Genomic DNA, 17,445 nt, shown 5'->3' with positions numbered 1-17,445 from the left:
CCGCTTTTTTCGCCCCTCTACTTGACTTCGCGTCAGCGAATTGACACTGATGAAGCCAGACGTGCCATGCCGCCCGCGCGGTCCGGTGTTCCGGGCATTTCACCATCGCGCGGCAGCGCGGCACCGCGACCGGGTGACCGAGAGTAACCGGGGATGACCGGGACGGCCAGGGCGGGCCGGTCGGGCCGGTTCGGGGCGCGCACCGGGGTGGCGCGGGGGGAAGCGGGACACATTCAGCGAGCCTTCCGGGAGAGGGGATGGATCTCGACACCAGCGGCATCATCGGCCAAAGCACATCGCTCAGGGACGTCTTCCGCATTCTCGCCAAGGTGGCCCCCACCGACAGCACCGTGCTGGTCACGGGCGAATCGGGCACCGGCAAGGAACTGCTGGTGCGCGCGCTGCACTCCAACAGCCAGCGCCGGGCCATGCCCTTCGTGCCCATCAACTGCGGGGCCATTCCCAAGGAACTTCTGGAATCGGAGCTCTTCGGCCACGAGAAGGGCGCCTTCACCCATGCCATCCGCTCGCGGCCCGGCCGGTTCGAACTGGCCGACGGCGGCACCATCTTCCTGGACGAAATCGGCGAGATGGACCTGACGTTGCAGGTCAAGATCCTGCGCGTGCTGCAAGAAAAGGAAATCGAGCGCGTGGGCGGCGCCGGGGTGAAGAAGGTGGACGTGCGCATCGTGGCCGCCACCAACCGCGACCTCGAACGCGAGGTGGCCGCCGGGCGCTTCCGCGAAGACCTGTACTACCGGCTCAACGTCATTCCCCTGCACCTGCCCTCCCTGCGCGAGCGCGGCGGCGACATCCTGGTGCTGGCCGAGCATTTCATGCGCCGCTTCTGCGAGCGCAAGGGCCGTCGCTGCCTCGTCCTGGCGCCCGACACGCGCAAGGTGCTGGCCGCCTATTCGTGGCCGGGCAACGTGCGCGAACTGGAAAACTTCATGGAGCGGCTCAGCATCCTCGCCGACGACGACGTGGTGCCCCCCGCCGACCTGCCCCGCAAGATCCTGGACGAGGTGGGCGACATCGTCTCGCTGCCGGAGCCGACCCCGCCCGATCCCCTGCCCGTGGCCTCCGGGGCGGCGCCCTGCGGCATGCCCGCCGGCTTCAGCTGGCCCACCATCACCGACCTGCGCGACAAGGGCATGAACCTCAAGGATTTCCTGGACACCGTGGAGGAACGCCTGCTGGACGAAGCCCTGGGCATGGCCGAGGGCGTGAAGAACCAGGCGGCGGAAATCCTGGGCATCAAGCGCACCACGCTCATCGAAAAGCTGAAGAAGAAGCGGACGGACTCGTGATCGCGGCGCGCGCCCGGACCGGACCGGCCCGGACCGGGCGGACAGGGCGGACAGGGCAAGGCGGGATGCGCGCAGCTATCCGCCGCTGCACGTTTTTTGCTATGAACAAGTGCCCGTGTCGGTTTTTTCCCGCCGGGCACGGGGCACGGCGTCCGCAACGGAACCGACGCCGGGGCGCGGGCATGCCCCCGCACGCGCACACCTACGCGTACATGCACAGGATTTCCGCGTGAAACGACCCTCCGCCGCCGGTCTTGCCCGGCTGCTCCTCATCGCGGCCCTTGCCGGGCCGCCCGCCACGGCCGCGCACGCGGCCTCGTGGCAGTGGAGCGGCCTGCCCGACCGCGAGCGGGTGACCATCACCCTGGACCGGCCCGGCGACGTGGACGTGGCGCGCACCGGGCGGCAGACCCTGTCGCTGACCTCGCGCGCCGTGGGCGCGGCCCCCGCGCGCATGGGCGGGGCGGACCCGGCCCGCGCGGCGCTGGTGGGCGAGGTTGCGCCGCAGCCCGGCGGCCTGCGCATCGACACGCGCACGCCGGGGTTCGGCTACGTGGTCACCCGTCCCGCGCCCGACCGGGTGGTGGTGGACATCTTCCGCGACCCCATGGGCGAACGCTGGGCGCCTTCCGATGCGGCCCAGGCCCCTGCCCAAGCTCCTGCCCAGACGACCGCCCCGTCGACAGAGCAGCCCCCCGCCCAACTCCCCACGCAGCCTGAGGCCCAGCCCGCTCCCCTGCCCTCCACCGCGCCCGCCCCGGCGCGCAACGGCGCCCGTCAGCCGCGCGTCGTCGAACGCGCCCTCACCGACGCCACCGGCCCGCAGGCCGATGCGCCGCTGCCCACGGTACCCACGGAACCCGGCGCCCCCGAGCAGGCCGCCCCCCCGGCTCCGGCACAGGACGCGCCGCAGGACGCGAAGCAGACCGTTCCCCAAGATGCGAAGCAGTCCGCTCCCCAAGACGCGGTCACCGGCCAGCTTTCCCCCGGTCCGGGCACCGCGCCGCCCGCCCCGCCCGCTCAGGTCACCGGGCAGATCGGGGCCGCATCCCCCGCCCAACCGCCCGAGCCGCAGCGCAGCTTCTTTGCCGTGCCCTACTCCGTGCGGGCGCGCATCAACCCCGGCGGCCCGGCCGACTGGCCGGAAGAGGCGGCTGCCTCCGCGCCCACCACCCCGCCCGCGCCGGTGCCCTCGCGCGACGAGGCCGGCCCCGCCGCCACCGCCCAGCAGGCCGCGCAGCCCGCCACGCCGCAACCCGCGCTCCAGTCCGCTCCGCAGGCCGCCGAGCAGGCCGCCGCCGAAGTCCCGCCTGCCCCGCCTGCTCCGGCCATCCCGGCCGACGGTTCGCAGGGCGAGGCGCGCAAATCCGCCGCGCAACGTCCGGAGGGCTCCACGCCGTCCACCCCACAGTCCGGCCAGACGCCGGGGCAGGCCACGGCGGAAGCGCAGCCCGGCACGCCCGAAAAGGTGGACGCCACCTCGCCGCAGGCCAGGCAGGCCGCCGAGGGGGGCAACGCCACCAACGCCACGCAGGTGGTCTACGTGGACGAAAAGGGCAATCCCGTGCCCCCGCCGCCGGTCCCGGCCGAGCTGATGGAACAGGTCAAGACCTTCATGGTCAACGGCGACTACCCCAAGGCCCTGGAACTGCTGGAAACCCTGAAGGGCCTGCACGACACGCCCAGGGAAATGCGCGAGGAAGCGCTGTACCTCATCGGCGACGTGCTGTTCGCCCAGGGCAAGGACAACATGCTGGCCGTCTACGACAAGGTCGTGACCGCCACCAACGAGGCCATGAACTACAACCTCAAGTCGCACCGGGTGCCGCAGGCCCTGTTGCGCCTCGGGGTGGTGAACATGCGCATCGGCAACTCGCAGGAGGCGGAAGGCTACTTCAACCTGCTGCGCCGCCAGTACCCGCACGACGAAAACGTGCCCCTGGCCCTCTACTACGCCGGTGAAGAAGCCTACAAACGCGGCGACTACCAGAAGGCGGCCGACAAGTTCCAGTCCATCGTGCAGGATTTTCCGGAAAGCAAGTACGTGCGCGAAGGGTCGGTCAGCCTGGCCCGCGCCCTGCACAAGATGGGCTACTACCAGCAGGCGGAATCCATCCTCGACTTCGTGGACAAGCGCTGGGGCCGCTTCTACCTGGAATACCCGCCGCTGCTGACCATCTCGGGCGACGTGGCCTACCAGGTGGGCAAGCTGGATGACGCGCGCAGCCACTACTGGCTGTACTACAACCTCATTCCCGACGGCGAGGACACCGACACCGCCCTGGCCCGCATCGGCGACATCCTGGCCAAGCAGAAGCAGACCGAGGCGGCCCGCGAAATCTACGAAGAGGCGGTGCGCCGCTTCCCGGACAAGGACGGCGGCCTCGTCTCGCTGATGCGCCTGGCCGAGGAAGGCATCCACGACGCGCCGAACCTGGGGGACATGGTCTCGGTGTTCCAGCGGCCGGACAACACCCGTCCGGTGCAGGCGTACACCACCATCATCTCGGGCCATCCGCAGAGCGCGCTGGTGCCGCTGGCCCGGCTGAAGCTGGCCATGTGGTACCTGTGGAACCGCCAGTACCCGGAAGCGCTGGCCACCTCGGCGGAATTCGTCCAGGCCCATCCCGGCAACGAAATGCTGCCCAAGGTGCGCGACGTGGCCCTGCAAGGCTTCACCCAGGCCGCCGCCGAATCGGTGGCCGACGGTAATTACGGCCGCATCCTGCAACTGTGGGAACAGTACCCGCTGCTGCGCGAGAACGAAAAGGCCCTGTCCGCCGACACCCGCGTGGCCCTCGGCCTCAGCTATTCGCGCGAGGGCCAGCCCCGGCGGGCGCTGGAAATCCTGGACGGCTTCCTGAAAGGCCCCAAGGACGCGCAACACGGCGAAACCGCGCTGTCGCTGGCCCTGTCGGTGTACCTGGAAAACCAGAGCTGGCAGAACATCGTGGACCTGATGCAGAGCGTGGCCGGATGGACCCTGTCCGATCCCGTGCAGGGGCAGGCCGACTACGCGCTGGCCCTGGCCCACGAGAACCAGGACCATCCCGACCTGGCGGCGCCCCTGTGGCAACGGCTGCACGAGCGCAAGGGCCTGCCCCCCGAGCAGCGCGCCTACGTCAGCTTCTTCCTGTCGCGCGACGCCGAGCGCAAGCGCGAACTGCAAAACGCCTACCTGCTCACGCGCGAGGCCCTCACCGACTTCCTGGCCGTGGCCCAGGCCAATCCGGACAAGGCCGACGCCCCGCGCATCAAGGACTGCCTGATCTCGCTCATGGACATCACCGAGGCGGCGGGCCGCCTGCGCGAATCGCTGGACTGGACCGAGCAGTACGCCGGGTACGTGCCCGATTCCGACCCCGGCTACCCGGCCATGCGCTTCCGGACCGCGCGCCTGCAACGCAAGATGGGCAACATGGACGCGTGGAAGTCCATCCTCGAAGACCTCGCCCGGCGCGACCCGCAGTCGCTGTACGGCCGCATGGCCGCGTCCGAACTGCGCACCACCGACGTGACCAAGGGCCTTTCCGGGTTCACCCAGGGCGCGCAGCAGTAAGCGGCCCGCTCCGCCACAGGAGGCCACCATGCACGACAGGCATCTGGACACCGGACACGCCATCGACCGCAACCCCGTGGTGGCGGGCATGTTCTACCCGGACGACCCGGACCTGCTGCGCCACGAGGTGCGCGAACACCTTGCCGCCGCCCCCCGCGACGCCGCCCCCACCCTGCTGGCCATGGTGCCCCACGCGGGCTACGTCTATTCCGGCGAGGTGGCCGGACAGACCCTGGGCGCGGCCAACCTGCCCGACACCATCGTGCTGCTGGGCCCCAACCACACCGGGCTCGGCGCGCCGCTGTCGGTCTGGCCGGGCGGGCACTGGCACACCCCCCTCGGCCCCGTGCCCGTGGACGAAGAACTGGCCGACGCCCTGGCCGAGTCGGACGCGGGCTTCACCCGCGACACCGCCGCCCACGTGCGCGAGCACTCCATCGAGGTGGTCCTGCCCTTCCTGCAGGAATACACGCCCGACCTGTCCATCGTGCCCGTGGCCGTGGCCGAGCCGCATCCCCAGTCCCTGCGCGATGCGTCGCAGGCCCTGGCCGACACGCTGCGCCGCATGGCCGCCGCCGGGCGGCGGGTGGCCATGGTGGTGTCCTCGGACATGAGCCACTACGTCACCCACGCCGACGCCGCCCGCCTGGACCGCATGGCCCTGGCCCGCATCGAAGCGCTGGACCCCGTGGGTCTGTACGCCACGGTGCGCGACCGGGGCATCTCCATGTGCGGGGTGTTGCCCGCCACCCTGGGGCTGTTCGCCGCGCTGGCCCTGGGCGCCCAGACCGCGCGCGTGGTGGCCTACGCCACCTCGGGCGAGGTCAGTGGCGACATGCAGCGGGTGGTGGGGTACGCGGGGGTGTTGGTGGCGTAACCGGGTGGAACTTTTCTGTTTGCCTCCGGAGGGAACAGTTTTTTGTATGCCTCCGGCGGGCAAGGGGCTTCGCCCCCTGCACCCCCTACAAGGGGCAGGAACGTTCGGGACATACTCCGTGGCGGGGGTAATTCGGTCTATTTCTGTAGGTCTGTGACCAATATCCCGTAATTGGGGTGCAGGGGGCGAAGCCCCTTGCCCGCCGGAGGCGCAAAAAAACCTCCCCCCACCTTGTCCCATCCGGCCCGCCACGCCCCGCATATTGACGGCGGGGGGCGGCGGTGTCATGTTCCGCCCGGCGGCGGGCGACGCGTCCGCGCCCTCCGGTGCGCCGCGCGTTGCGCGCGGCCCGGCAGCCTTCCCGCGCCATCCAACGGAGCCCCCGTGACCACGCAATACCGTCTCGAAGAGACCGCCCCGGGCGCCCAGTGGGACGCCTTTGTCGAGGCATCCCCCAACGGCACCATCTTCTCGCTGTCCGCCTATCTGGCCGCCGTGCGCCAGCCCAGCCGCCTGTACTGGTGCCTGAACGGCAACGAGCGCCGCGCCGCCGTGGCCGTCACCGAATCGGCCGACGGCGCACGCGCGGTGCTGCACGACTTCGTCATCCACAACGGCATCCTCTTCGCGCCGCCCGCCAACAAGCAGAACCGCTCCACGGTGCTGTCCGAGCGGTTCGAGATCGCCGTGGACGTGGCCGCCGCCCTGTCCCGCCGCTACGAGCGGGTGGAACTGGCCCTGTCGCCGCAGGTCACCGACATCCGGCCCTTCCTGTGGCACAACTACGGCAAGGACGACGCCCCCCGCTACGCGGCCGACGTGCGCTACACCGCCTACGTCAGCCTCGCGGGCTTTGCCGATGCCGCCGCGCCCGAAGACGTGCCCCTGTTCCCGGAAATTTCCTATTCGCGCCGCCAGGAGGTGCGCAAGGCGCTGAAGACCGGCGTGCGCACCACCGAGGACGCCACCCCGGACGACCTTTCCGCCTTCTACGCCCTGACCATGGGCCGCCAAGGCATAGAGGTGGAGCGGGAACGGCTGGACGAACTGCGCGACCTGGCCGCCGCCGTGCTGGCGGGCGGCTTCGGCCGGTTGTTCGCCACCCGCACCCCGGAAGGGGAACTGGCGGCCATGGCCCTGTTCGGCATGGACAGCAAGCGCGCCTACTACCTGTTCGGCGCGGGCGACCCTCACCTGCGCAACACCCCCTGCGGCACGGCCGTGCTGTGGGACGCCTTCGGCGAACTGGCCCGCGCGGGCGTGGCCGAGGTGGACCTGGAAGGGGTGAACAGCCCCCGCCGGGGCTGGTTCAAGCTCAGCTTCGGGGCGGACATCCTGCCCTACTACCAGTTGGTCAAGGACGGCCCGGAACCGGCGCAGGCCGTGTAGCGGGCCGGGTGGCCCAAAGAGGGCGGGACGCCGCGCCCCCCCATGAAAAGCATGAACGCATCAGAAGCATGAAAAGATCGAAGGGGCGGGGGCCTGTGCCCCCGCCCCTTCATGCGAAGCGAATCCGGCGCCGCGGTGCCCGCCGTCCGGCGCGCACCACGGAAAAATACGGCTACGCCTCTTCCTCCTCCAGCGTGTACCCGGCGCTCTCCACGGCCTCGCGCAGGATGCGCGTGTCCACGCACACCGCCGGGCCGTAGGTGATCTCGCCGGTGGCCAGGTTCACGTTCACTTCCTCGATCCCGGCCTGGGTCTTGATGGAGGTGGTCACGGTGGCGGCGCAGTCCGGGCTTTGCAGCCCCTTCACCCTGTACTTCTTCATGGGAAATCCTCCCCGCGTGGGCGGTATGCCGCAGGCGCGGCGCACGATGTGAAGGGAAACGCCGGGACAGCCACCGGCGCGTGACGACGCTTCGTCTTCAATGCCGAGACTATACCGCTTTATCCTACTGCGCAAGTAGGATTTGACCCCTTGCGCACCCCTTGCGAATGCCTTACCTCAAGGGACCGCCAGTCCGTGGCAGTCCATGGCGATTCGCGGCAATCCGTGGCGATCCCCCCGAGGCATGCGCCTGATGGCATGCCGACGGTGCACGGCCGACGGCGGCGACGCCGCCACGCCCCCTCCACCGCAACCCCCGCACCCCCATGCTCGAACTGGACTTCACCACCTCCGGCTACGTCTACATGGCGCTCATCTGGGCCGGTGTGGGCCTCATCGCCGTGGTGCTGGCCCGGCGGCAGGGGCGCAACCCCGCGCTGTGGTGCGTGGCCTGCCTGCTGGCCCCGGTGGCCCTGTTCTACCTGGCGGGCGAGCACGGCGGACGCGTGGACGCACGCGACCGGGCTGAACGTGAACTGGCCAAACGCGACAAGGCCGAACGTGGCCGGGCCGAGCATGCACAGCCCCAGGCCCCTGCCGACGGCGACAGCAACAACAACGAATAGCCGCAGCGCGGCACCTTCCTCACCACCCACCCGCGCCGGGCGCATCCCGGCCCTCCACCAGCACACCCCCGGACCATGAGCGACCGTACATTTCATATCCTGACCTTCGGCTGCCAGATGAACGTCAACGACTCCGACTGGCTGGCCAGGGCCCTTGTGGCGCGTGGCTTCACGGAAGCCCCCCTGGGCAAGGCGCGCGTGAACATCGTCAACACCTGCTCGGTGCGCGAAAAGCCGGAACAGAAGGTGTACAGCGTGCTCGGGCGCATCCGCCAGGCCACCCGCAAGCTGCCCGACGCCTTTGCCGTGGTGGGCGGCTGCGTGGCCCAGCAGATCGGCGCCGGGTTCTTCACCCGCTTTCCCCAGGTGCGCCTGGTGTTCGGCGGCGACGGCTCGGCCATGGCCCCCCAGGCCATCGAACGGCTGTGCGCGGAACCGGGCCTGCGCGTCTCGCTGCTGGATTTTTCCGAGGAATACCCCGAGCGCGACGCCCAACTGGATTCCGGGCCGGTGCCGCCTTCCGCCTTCGTGAACATCATGCAGGGCTGCGACAACTTCTGCGCCTACTGCATCGTGCCGTACACGCGCGGCCGCCAGAAGTCGCGCGCGGCCGACGCGGTGGTGCGCGAATGCGCGGAACTGGTGGACCGCGGCGCGAAGGAGATCACCCTGCTCGGCCAGAACGTCAATTCCTACGGGCAGGACGCGGAAGCCGCCCGCCACGCCGCGACGGGGAACGGCGCGGACGGGGGCGCGGTGGCCTTCGCCGAACTGCTGCACCGCGTGGCCGCCCTGCCGGGCCTTGCCCGGCTGCGCTTCGTCACCCCGCACCCCAAGGACATCGCGCCCGAGGTCATCGACGCCTTCGGCACGCTGGACAACCTGTGCCCGCGCCTGCATCTGCCCCTGCAATCCGGGTCCGACCGCATCCTCAAGGCCATGGGCCGCAAGTACGACATGGCCCGGTACATGGACATCGTGCACCGGCTGAAGGCGGCCCGGCCGGACATCCAGCTTTCCACGGACATCATCGTGGGCTTTCCCGGCGAGACGGAACAGGACTTCGAGGACACCCTTGCCGCCATGCGCGCCGTGGGCTTTGCCGCCAGCTTTTCGTTCTGCTATTCCGACCGGCCGGGCACCCGCGCCGCCATGCTGCCCGGCAAGCTGGAGGCCGCCGAAAAGGCCGCCCGCCTGGCCCGCCTGCAGGAATGGCAGAATGATTATACTGAACAATGCTTGCGGAACATGGTAGGGTTGCACACAATGGTGCTGCTGGACGGCATGAGCAAGAAGCCCGGCATGGCCCCCCCGGAGTCCCCGCCGGACGTATCCGACGCCGGATGCGACGGCAGGCAGGACAGCGAACGCGCCGTGGCGCATGACGGCGGCGCGGCACCCCGCCACGGCGAAAGCTGGCAGGGGCGCGACCCTTACGGCCAGCCCGTCAACGTGGTGCTGCCCCCTCGCCCCGAAAGCTGGACGGAAGGCTGGCGGGGCCAAATCGTGCCGGTGACCATCGTCGAGGCCAAGAAGCATTCGCTGCGCGGGGTCATGCGCGCATGATCCGTTTCCGGCGCCGTCGCGGCCCGCAAGGACGGTCCGAACGGGAACCGGCGAACGTGCCGGATGCGACGTCCCGTACCGGCCAGCCAGGTCAGCCAGGTCAGCCAAGCCAGGTGGACCGGACAGGCCAGGCAGGCCGGATCGGGGCACGCGCCATGCGAAGACGCCCGCCGGGGCGCACAGGCAGGTATCCCATGGTAGAAATGAAGGTCGTGGGGCTGTCGCTGGACGACGCCACCAAGGCGCCGATCCTCGTCCTGCGCCGCGAGGCCGGGGAGGAACTGCTGCCCATCTGGATAGGGGCCATGGAAGCCATGGCCATCTCCATCGCCCTGAACAGTGTGGACGTGCCGCGCCCGCTCACCCACGACCTCTTGCTGAACACCCTGCGTTCGCTGGGTGCGCAACTGGTGGCCGTGGACGTGGTGGACCTGCGCGACGGCACCTACTTCGCGGAACTGGACATCCTGCAGGGCGGCACGCGCACCCGCGTGGACTGTCGCCCCTCCGACGCCATCGCCCTGGCCCTGCGGGCCGACGTGCCCATCTTCGTCAGCGAGGACGTGCTGCGCCGCGCCGCCGAAGACCGCATGCGCCCCAACCTGGACGAGAACGCCGCCCGCCGCCCGGCCGACGCCGCGTCGGCCATGGCCCGCGAAGAGGCCGCCCGGCGCGACGTGCGCCGCAAGGCGGGCCAGCCCCCGTGGGCCGACGGCGAGGTCGGGGTGGCGGGCATCGTGGAGCAGATGGCCCGTGCGCGGGATGCCGGGGCCGCCGGGAACGAGCCTCGGCCCGACGCCGCCGGCGGCGAGGACACCGGTCCGGCACGCGACCCGCACGATCTGGAAGAACAGCTGGCCGAACTGCTGCGCTCGCTGGACCCGGAAACCAAGTACCGCATGTAGCCCGCGCACCGGCGCGGGCTGCCGCCACCACCGCCGCCCCCTTGCCCGGAAACGTGCCAGTCCCTTCGGGGCTTGTCCGGTTGCGCCCGTTCCGCCCGTGGTGTACCGGTGGCCCACCGTTCCACCCGCATCGTCACGGCCGCCCCCTTGCGGCCCACAACGCGGCGCCCGCCGACCGCCGCCGTACGCACACGCCCCCCGCACATGCCCCCCGCGCATACCCCATGACCGGAGCCACCAGATGATCGACCTGCACGTGCACACCTGTTTCAGCGATTCCTCCATGACTCCCGCCACCGCCGTGCGCTTCGCGCGCCTGGCGGGCTACCGCGCCGTGGCCCTCACCGACCATGCCGACGGATCGAACATGGACCTCATCCTGCGCCAGGTGCTGCCCCTGGCCCGCCAGTACGGGCTGTACGCGGGCATCGAGGTCTTCGCCGGGGTGGAACTGACCCACGTGCCCCCGGCCCTCATCCCGGACGCCATCCGCGAGGCCCGGGCCCTGGGCGCGCAACTGGTGGTGGTGCACGGCCAGTCGCTGGCCGACGTGGTGGAGACGGGTACCAACCTCGCCGCCATCGAGGGCGGCGCGGACGTGCTGGCCCACCCCGGCCTGCTCACGGCCGAGGACGCCGCCTACGCCGCCGAACGCGGCGTGCTGCTGGAAATCACCACCCGCCCCTCGCACGCGCTGTCCAACGGCCACGTGGCCATCACCGCGCGCGCCGCCGGGGCGCGGCTGGTCATCAACAACGACGCCCACCGCAAGGAGGACTTCGTGTCCGCCGAAAAGCGCCGCGCCGTGGCCCTGGGCGCGGGCCTTGCCCCGGCCGAGATCGAGGCCGCCGAGCAGGCCCAGCGCCAGTTGGTGGAACGGCTTGTGCGCGCCGCCCGCTAGGGGCTGTCCACACTACTCTTTCGCCTTTTCCCCTCCGCGTGGAGCACCGCCCCCCGGCCTAAAGTTCCGCCTCGAACTGCCGATGGGAGACATGTACCACGGCTGTCCGGCCGCCGGTTCCCCATCCCGCAGAGGTGCGGCCATGCTCGACTATTACAGATTCAAGGAAATCCACGACCTGTTCATGAAAGGCAAGACCGAGGAAGCGCGCCACCTGCTGATGGAGATGCAGTCGCGCTACGTTTCCCTGTGCGACGAAAACACCATGCTGAAGATGCAGGTGCAGGAATTCGAGGACATCCTCTACCTGTCGCGCAATCTCGTCTTCGACGGGTTCTGCTATTGGCTCATCACCGGCAACATCAAGCAGGGGCCGTTCTGCCAGAGCTGCTACAACCGCGACGGCGTGCTGGTGCGCCTGGCCGCCCACGAGGGAATGTGGCGGTGCGCCACCTGCGGCACCGTGCACGAGCGCGAACCGCACTACGGCATGCCCGTGCCCGGCTTCGGGCTGGGGGCGGCGCTGGCCACGGCCCACGATGCCGGACGCACCGGCCTTGCCGGGCTTGCCGAAATGGCGGGCCGCGCAGCCGGTCTCGGCTCTGGCGACGGCCTGGCCGCGGACGCGCCGCCTCCCGGCGCGCAGGCCGTGCGCCCGATCCGCACCGGCAAGTTGCTGCCTTTCGTCAAATGACCCCGCGCCCGCATGCCGGACGCATCCGAAGGCCCGCTTCCCGCGGGCCTTCGTCGTTCCGGGGCCGGGCGGCGTGCACCGTACCGCACCGCCCGCGCTAAAGTTTCCCGCCGCCGCGCCGATGAATCCGGTACACGGGGCAAGGCCCCGAAAGGAAGGACCGGCATGCACTCCGCCCCCAGACACAGCACGTCCCCCGCCCGCCTGGTCGCTACGGCGGCGGTGGTTGCAAGCTCCCCCCTGCCCCGCGCGTTGCGCCCCGGCGACGGCATCACCGCCACTGGCCTCGCGGCCCTTGGCGTGGAGCCCACATGGCGCAGGGCGGGACGCGGCGCCGCCAGCCTTGCCGACCTGGTGGAGGCCGTGCGGACCGAAAGCCTGCCGGTCAACGCGCCCAACGCGGACGCCCTTCCCGCGCACGGATTCGCGCACGCGCTCATCCTGGCCCCGCGAGAGGAATTGAGCGCGGTGGAACGCCGCGCCCTGCGCCTGGCGGGCGCCCGCAACATCAGCGTGCTGACCTCGGGCGCCGCCGCCGCGCGGCGTCTGGCCCGGCAGCGCAGCGCGCACGCCGCCGACGACGACGACGCGCGCCCCGTCGTGGACGTGGTGATCTGCCACGAACACCTGGCGGACATGACCGCCCTTGAATTCCTGGGGCTGGTGCGCGCGCACCCGCGCCTGCTCGACCTGCCGGTGCTGGTGGTGTCGGGCGCGGCCACGCGCGAGGCCGTGCTGGCGGCCATCGGCGCGGGATGCAGCGGTTTCCTGGGCCGCCCGTACACCCTGGCCGCCCTGGACGGGCAACTGCTGCGCGCCCGCCGCGCGCTGCAAACGGGCGCCACCCGCGCCGTGGCCGACGGCGCGCGCCTGCTTTCGGACCAGGAATTCGACCTGGCCCTGGAGCGGTTCGCCACCGCCGCCACCGATGCGGCCGGCGAGGCGGAAATCCATTTCCTGGAAGGCACGGCCCACCTGCTGCGCGAACAGTGGGACGAGGCCATCACCGCCTTTGGCCGCACCCTGCGCTGCAACGCCCAGCATGCCGAGGCGTGCCTGGGCATGTCCGACGCCTGGCGCGGCAAGGGCGACATGGACAAAAGCCACGAATTCCGCCGCCGCGCGGGCGAGATTTACGCCCGCGCCCGGCAGTGGCGGCGCGCCCAGCAGGTCTTTGCCCAACTGCTGGCCGAAGCGCCCCGCGATACGCCCAACCCCCTGCTGGCGGAAGCCGCGCGCCTGCTGCGCGAGGGGCGCATCGACGATGCCGCCGCCGCCCTGCTGGCCGGGCGCGAACTGACCCCCGGCGCCCCCCTGCACGAGCACGTGGCCCGCGCCTGCCAGTTCACCAGCGCGCCGGAACGCACCGCCGCCGCCGTGTGCCGCGCCCTGTCCGGGGCCGATCCGGAACTGGGCAGCCAGTTGCACCGCCGCATGCTGGGCCGCTTCGGCACGCCGCGCCGCATCGACGTGGACGGCCACGAGGAATCCGCCGGACTGCTGGACCGCATGCTGGGCGGCACCGTGCTGCACGACGTGCTCACCGTGGCCCGGCATACCCTGAAGGTGTGGCGGCAGGCGGGTATTTAGGCGATCCCTGGCGAAACCGACGACAAAACGCGCCGGATGCGGAAGCACCCGGCGCGTTTTCATTGCGAAGACGGCAGGAACGCAGCGGCTATTCTTCCGCCACGTCGCGCAGCAGCCGGAACAGGGCGCGCCCGGCGCGGGGCGGCTTGCCCGCCGCGCGCTCGGCCAGCGCGTCGCGCACCAGCAGGCGCAGGTGGCGCGGGTCCACGTCGGGCCACTGTTCAAGGTAGGGGTGCAGGCGGTCCGGCCCGGCGGTCAGCAATTCCTCGCGCAATTCCTCGATGCGGTGGAAATCGTCGTCCTCGGCCTGCTTCACGGCGCGCACCTCGCCCATCTGCGCGGCCACGGCCTCCCAGTCGCCTTCCCGGATGACCCGGCCGATGAACTGCAACTGCCGCCGCCTGGCCTCGTGCGTGGGCATGGCATGCCATTCCAGCACCGCCCGTTCCAGGTCGCCGGGCAGGCCCATGGACCGCACCTTCGAGACGGGCAGGCGGACCAACTCCTCGCCCAGGGCCTGCATGGCGTTGCTTTCCCGCTTCTTCTGCGAGCGGCTCACGTCGCGTATGTCGTTGTCGGCCGCCACCCCGGACGGGGGCAGGGCATCGGGTATCCTGCGTCGCGCCATGCGCGTTCTCCTTGCTGTGTCTGTGGGCTGTGTCTGCGTGCTGTATATGCGTGAATGACGCCGCCCCCGGAGTTGCGGGGACGGGCGGCTGCACGGGGCCGACCGTGCCGAATGCGGGCGGACGCGCGGGCGACGCCGGGTCTACCCGCCGCGCCGACCACCCGAAAGGTAGGCCAGCAGGTCGGCCAGTTCCACCACGGGCAGCCCGTGGGGGACTGCGGGCGCATCGGAAATTCCATCCGGGTCCACGGAGCCTTCGGCTCCGCCCCCGTCCCGCCCGCTGGCGTCGGACTCGCCCTCCCGGCGCTCTCCGTCCGCGTTCCGCTCGCCGGGCTGCACGGGCCGCCAGTGCTGCGCGCCCATCTCCACGAACAGTTCAACGCCCCGCTCGGGCACCCCCACCACCAGCACCAGGGTGCCGGTGGGTTCCAGCCGGTAGGCGTAGTCGAACAGCCGCTGGGCCACCAACGCCACGGGCACGCCCGCATCGGCGGCCACCTGCGCGGCGGCCTCGCGCAGCCGCCCGGCCGCCTCGCCGTCCATGCCGATGCCGTCGTGCGGCACGGGCACCGCCACCTGCCAGCCGTACATGGCCTGCACCCTGCGGCGGTTGTACTCCTGCGCCATGGTCAGTCGCATGCAAGACCTCCCGGCGGTACACACAGGAAACGCGGCCTGCGACCGGCTCGCCTTATCCCATGTACAGGCCCAGCAGCACGCCCCCCAGCACCATGAAGGCGATGACCCCGTTCAGGGTGAAGAAGGCCATGTTCACCCGCGACATGTCGTCGGGGCTGATGATGCGGTGTTCCCAGGCCAGCACCCCGGCGATGACCGCCCACACCGCGTACCACGGCCAGCCCAGCGAGGCGGACCAGCCCGCCAGCAGCAGGAAGATAGCCGCGTTGGCGTGGCAGAAGCCGGAGACCACCAGCGCGGCGGGCAGGCCGAAGTGCGCGGGCACGGCGTGCAGGCCCACGGACCGGTCGAACTCGATGTCCTGGCACGAATACAGGATGTCGAACCCGGCCACCCAGAACAGCACGCCCCAGAACAGCAGCACGGCGGGCACCGTGAACTGCGGGTCCACGGCGATCCACCCGGCCACCGGGGCCAGGCCCAGCACCCCGCCCAGAAAGAAATGGCACAGCCAGGTGAAGCGCTTCAGCAGGCTGTACGAGGCGGCCACCAGCAGCGCGAAGGGGGCAAGGTACAGGCACAGCCGGTTCAGCCCGGCGCAGGCGGCCACGAACAGCACGGCCATGAACACGGTGAAGGCCCAGGTCCAGGCCACGGAAATCTCGCCGGTGACCAGCGGGCGATTGGCGGTGCGCGGGTTCAGCCTGTCGTACTTCAGGTCCGCCAGGCGGTTGAAGGCCATGGCGAACGAGCGCACGGCCACCATGGCCACGGTGAGCAGCAGCATGGGCACCAGGCCCGGCCAGCCCCCGGCGGCCAGAAAGGCCCCGGCATAGGCGAAGGGCAGCGCGAACACCGAGTGTTCGATCTTGATCATGCGGCAGATGGCCGCGATGCGCGAAAAGGGATTCATGTGGCGTCCGTCCGGTTCGTTTGGCTATGCGGCCGATTCGTGGCAGGTGGCATCGTCGGGTTCGTGTTCCAGGGCCGTGCGCACCAGACCGATTTCATCGCGCGCCCGCTCCTGCGCCTGGCGGCGCGCATCGTCCATTTCTTCGTAGCGCGAGAGCAGAAGGTCCACAAGCTCGCCGTCCAGCTTGCCGTCGCGGGCTTGCTCGCGCAGCACGGCGCGGGCCGCCTCCGGCGGCATGCCGCCCCGGTAGGGCCGGTCCTCGGCGATGGCGGTGAACACGTCGGCCACGGCCACGATGCGCGCGGGCAGGGGCAGGTCGTCGCCCGCGAGGCCGTAGGGATAGCCGCTGCCGTCCATGCGCTCGTGGTGCAGCGCGCCCCAGGTGGCCACTTGGGTGAACCCCGGCACGGAGGCCAGGATGTCCATGCTGTGCTCCGCATGGCGGCGCATGCGCGCCATTTCCCCGTCGTCCAGGCGGCCCGGCTTTTCCAGGATGTCCAGCGGGACGCCCAGCTTGCCGATGTCGTGCAGCAGCCCGGCCACGTACAGGGCCTTGCCCTGCGGGCCGTCGAACCCGGCCCAGCGGGCCAGCAGGCGCGCGGTTTCCGCCACGCCGCTGGAATGGGTGGCGGTGAAGGGACTGCGCGAGTCGATGACCAGCGAGAACAGCGCGGAGAACGAGATCACCCCGTCGGCGTCCAGTGTTTCCTCCTCCAGCCGACCGCCCGGCCCGGTGTGCAAGTGGCATTCCGGCGCGCGCAGCCCGGCGGCGAAGTCCGGGTCGGACGTCAGGTCGTGCAGGGCGTCCAGCGCGTCGGGCCGGAACAGGCCGGAGCGCCCCCGCTCCAGGCGTTCCATGGCGCGGGGGAACTGGCGGGCCGGGTCCTCGCCGCGCCGCAGTTGCACGTCCAGCCTGTCGGCCAGGTGGATGATGTGGGCGGCGGCGGGAACGCCGTCCTCCTTCCTGCCGTGGCACCACGGGGCGTGGTGATGGCGCACCAGGCGCGCGGCCTGGGCCAGGCGCGGGCAGGTGCCCAGCATCACGGCCCCGGCGCGGGAGTGCGAATCCATGTCCTGCTCGAATATCAGCCCTTCCAGCGCCGCCTTCAGCGGCACCGCGCCCGCGTCGTGCATCAGCGAGGCCAGCAGCAGTTCGCACCTGTCCCTGTCTGGCAGGCCGAGCCGTTCGGCCAGGCGCGCGGCGATGAAGCCCACGTGCACGTGATGCGCGGCCACGGCCGGGCTCACCAGGTCGAGCGCACGGGAAAAGGCCACGGTCAGGTCGATGAGCCTGACCTGCAAAGACTGCTGCATGAGGTGTCCCCGGCCGGACGCCGGACGCGCCGCGCTTTCCCCCGAAATGCGCTGCGCTGTCCCCTGTCGCCCGGATGCCGTGCGGTGCCTGTTGATGGTTGAAAATGGTTGGAGATGGTTGCCGTGGCGCATGCCCCCGGCATGCGGAAATT

Annotated in this window: 15 protein-coding genes; 10 read left to right on the top strand and 5 right to left on the bottom strand. The window is 70.8% G+C overall.

Annotated features, from left to right (window positions below):
- The first annotated feature begins 257 nt into the window (after nt 1–257).
- The 4 genes from V6B97_RS07785 to V6B97_RS07770 all read left to right on the top strand — a co-directional run bounded on the left by V6B97_RS07785 (nt 258) and on the right by V6B97_RS07770 (nt 7,135).
- Nucleotides 258–1,310: a sigma-54 interaction domain-containing protein gene (locus V6B97_RS07785; protein ID WP_333505935.1), complete on the top strand. Its 1,053-nt coding sequence runs from the start codon at nt 258–260 to the stop codon at nt 1,308–1,310.
- 229 nt (nt 1,311–1,539) lie between these two features.
- The gene (locus V6B97_RS07780; RefSeq protein WP_333505934.1) at nt 1,540–4,869 is read left to right on the top strand and encodes a tetratricopeptide repeat protein; all 3,330 of its coding nucleotides are present in this window, start codon (nt 1,540–1,542) and stop codon (nt 4,867–4,869) included.
- A 28-nt stretch (nt 4,870–4,897) separates the two neighbouring features.
- On the top strand, nt 4,898–5,746 hold the full coding sequence (gene amrB / locus V6B97_RS07775) for an AmmeMemoRadiSam system protein B (protein WP_333505933.1): 849 nt from the start codon (nt 4,898–4,900) through the stop codon (nt 5,744–5,746).
- A 384-nt stretch (nt 5,747–6,130) separates the two neighbouring features.
- On the top strand, nt 6,131–7,135 hold the full coding sequence (locus V6B97_RS07770; protein WP_333505932.1) for a GNAT family N-acetyltransferase: 1,005 nt from the start codon (nt 6,131–6,133) through the stop codon (nt 7,133–7,135).
- Nucleotides 7,136–7,307: 172 nt separating this feature from the next.
- On the opposite strand, the gene V6B97_RS07765 is transcribed toward V6B97_RS07770, so the two are convergent.
- A complete protein-coding gene (locus tag V6B97_RS07765; RefSeq protein WP_333505931.1) occupies nt 7,308–7,517 on the bottom strand; it encodes a heavy-metal-associated domain-containing protein in 210 nt (69 codons plus the stop codon).
- 326 nt (nt 7,518–7,843) lie between these two features.
- Here V6B97_RS07765 and V6B97_RS07760 point away from each other — a divergent pair, with 326 nt between their 5' ends.
- The 6 genes from V6B97_RS07760 (at nt 7,844) to V6B97_RS07735 (ending at nt 13,799) form a co-directional block, all read left to right on the top strand.
- On the top strand, nt 7,844–8,143 hold the full coding sequence (locus V6B97_RS07760) for a hypothetical protein (RefSeq protein ID WP_333505930.1): 300 nt from the start codon (nt 7,844–7,846) through the stop codon (nt 8,141–8,143).
- A gap of 75 nt (nt 8,144–8,218) precedes the next feature.
- Nucleotides 8,219–9,709, top strand: a complete 1,491-nt coding sequence (gene miaB / locus V6B97_RS07755) for a tRNA (N6-isopentenyl adenosine(37)-C2)-methylthiotransferase MiaB (RefSeq protein WP_333505928.1) — start codon at nt 8,219–8,221, stop codon at nt 9,707–9,709.
- 194 nt (nt 9,710–9,903) lie between these two features.
- Nucleotides 9,904–10,614 (top strand): bifunctional nuclease family protein, encoded by a 711-nt coding sequence (locus V6B97_RS07750; protein ID WP_333505927.1) that lies wholly within the window; start codon nt 9,904–9,906, stop codon nt 10,612–10,614.
- 241 nt (nt 10,615–10,855) lie between these two features.
- The gene (locus V6B97_RS07745) at nt 10,856–11,515 is read left to right on the top strand and encodes a histidinol phosphate phosphatase domain-containing protein (RefSeq protein WP_333505926.1); all 660 of its coding nucleotides are present in this window, start codon (nt 10,856–10,858) and stop codon (nt 11,513–11,515) included.
- A gap of 142 nt (nt 11,516–11,657) precedes the next feature.
- On the top strand, nt 11,658–12,209 hold the full coding sequence (locus tag V6B97_RS07740) for a hypothetical protein (RefSeq protein WP_333505925.1): 552 nt from the start codon (nt 11,658–11,660) through the stop codon (nt 12,207–12,209).
- Between the two features lie 165 nt (nt 12,210–12,374).
- The gene (locus tag V6B97_RS07735; RefSeq protein WP_333505924.1) at nt 12,375–13,799 is read left to right on the top strand and encodes a response regulator; all 1,425 of its coding nucleotides are present in this window, start codon (nt 12,375–12,377) and stop codon (nt 13,797–13,799) included.
- An 88-nt stretch (nt 13,800–13,887) separates the two neighbouring features.
- On the opposite strand, the gene yjgA is transcribed toward V6B97_RS07735, so the two are convergent.
- The 4 genes from yjgA to V6B97_RS07715 all read right to left on the bottom strand — a co-directional run bounded on the left by yjgA (nt 13,888) and on the right by V6B97_RS07715 (nt 17,293).
- Nucleotides 13,888–14,427 (bottom strand): ribosome biogenesis factor YjgA, encoded by a 540-nt coding sequence (gene yjgA, locus V6B97_RS07730; protein ID WP_333505923.1) that lies wholly within the window; start codon nt 14,425–14,427, stop codon nt 13,888–13,890.
- A 141-nt stretch (nt 14,428–14,568) separates the two neighbouring features.
- Complete coding sequence (locus V6B97_RS07725; RefSeq protein WP_333505922.1) at nt 14,569–15,066, bottom strand: hypothetical protein; 498 nt, start codon at nt 15,064–15,066, stop codon at nt 14,569–14,571.
- A 52-nt stretch (nt 15,067–15,118) separates the two neighbouring features.
- Nucleotides 15,119–15,979, bottom strand: a complete 861-nt coding sequence (locus V6B97_RS07720) for a UbiA-like polyprenyltransferase (RefSeq protein WP_333505921.1) — start codon at nt 15,977–15,979, stop codon at nt 15,119–15,121.
- A 24-nt stretch (nt 15,980–16,003) separates the two neighbouring features.
- On the bottom strand, nt 16,004–17,293 hold the full coding sequence (locus V6B97_RS07715; protein WP_333505920.1) for an HD-GYP domain-containing protein: 1,290 nt from the start codon (nt 17,291–17,293) through the stop codon (nt 16,004–16,006).
- Nucleotides 17,294–17,445: the final 152 nt, after the last annotated feature.

It is taken from the genome of Nitratidesulfovibrio sp. 1201_IL3209 (assembly GCF_036763125.1).
Classification (GTDB): Bacteria; Desulfobacterota; Desulfovibrionia; order Desulfovibrionales; family Desulfovibrionaceae; genus Cupidesulfovibrio.
This window is presented reverse-complemented; position numbering and strand designations above follow the sequence as displayed.

What these genes read in the sequence shown, in the direction of transcription:
- amrB (WP_333505933.1), top strand. Translation starts at nt 4,898, where the DNA reads ATGCACGACAGGCATCTGGACACCGGACACGCCATCGACCGCAACCCC.
- V6B97_RS07745 (WP_333505926.1), top strand. Translation starts at nt 10,856, where the DNA reads ATGATCGACCTGCACGTGCACACCTGTTTCAGCGATTCCTCCATGACT.
- V6B97_RS07725 (WP_333505922.1), bottom strand. Translation starts at nt 15,066, where the DNA reads ATGCGACTGACCATGGCGCAGGAGTACAACCGCCGCAGGGTGCAGGCC.
- miaB (WP_333505928.1), top strand. Translation starts at nt 8,219, where the DNA reads ATGAGCGACCGTACATTTCATATCCTGACCTTCGGCTGCCAGATGAAC.
- V6B97_RS07785 (WP_333505935.1), top strand. Translation starts at nt 258, where the DNA reads ATGGATCTCGACACCAGCGGCATCATCGGCCAAAGCACATCGCTCAGG.
- yjgA (WP_333505923.1), bottom strand. Translation starts at nt 14,427, where the DNA reads ATGGCGCGACGCAGGATACCCGATGCCCTGCCCCCGTCCGGGGTGGCG.
- V6B97_RS07735 (WP_333505924.1), top strand. Translation starts at nt 12,375, where the DNA reads ATGCACTCCGCCCCCAGACACAGCACGTCCCCCGCCCGCCTGGTCGCT.
- V6B97_RS07740 (WP_333505925.1), top strand. Translation starts at nt 11,658, where the DNA reads ATGCTCGACTATTACAGATTCAAGGAAATCCACGACCTGTTCATGAAA.
- V6B97_RS07715 (WP_333505920.1), bottom strand. Translation starts at nt 17,293, where the DNA reads ATGCAGCAGTCTTTGCAGGTCAGGCTCATCGACCTGACCGTGGCCTTT.
- V6B97_RS07720 (WP_333505921.1), bottom strand. Translation starts at nt 15,979, where the DNA reads ATGAATCCCTTTTCGCGCATCGCGGCCATCTGCCGCATGATCAAGATC.
- V6B97_RS07750 (WP_333505927.1), top strand. Translation starts at nt 9,904, where the DNA reads ATGGTAGAAATGAAGGTCGTGGGGCTGTCGCTGGACGACGCCACCAAG.
- V6B97_RS07765 (WP_333505931.1), bottom strand. Translation starts at nt 7,517, where the DNA reads ATGAAGAAGTACAGGGTGAAGGGGCTGCAAAGCCCGGACTGCGCCGCC.
- V6B97_RS07760 (WP_333505930.1), top strand. Translation starts at nt 7,844, where the DNA reads ATGCTCGAACTGGACTTCACCACCTCCGGCTACGTCTACATGGCGCTC.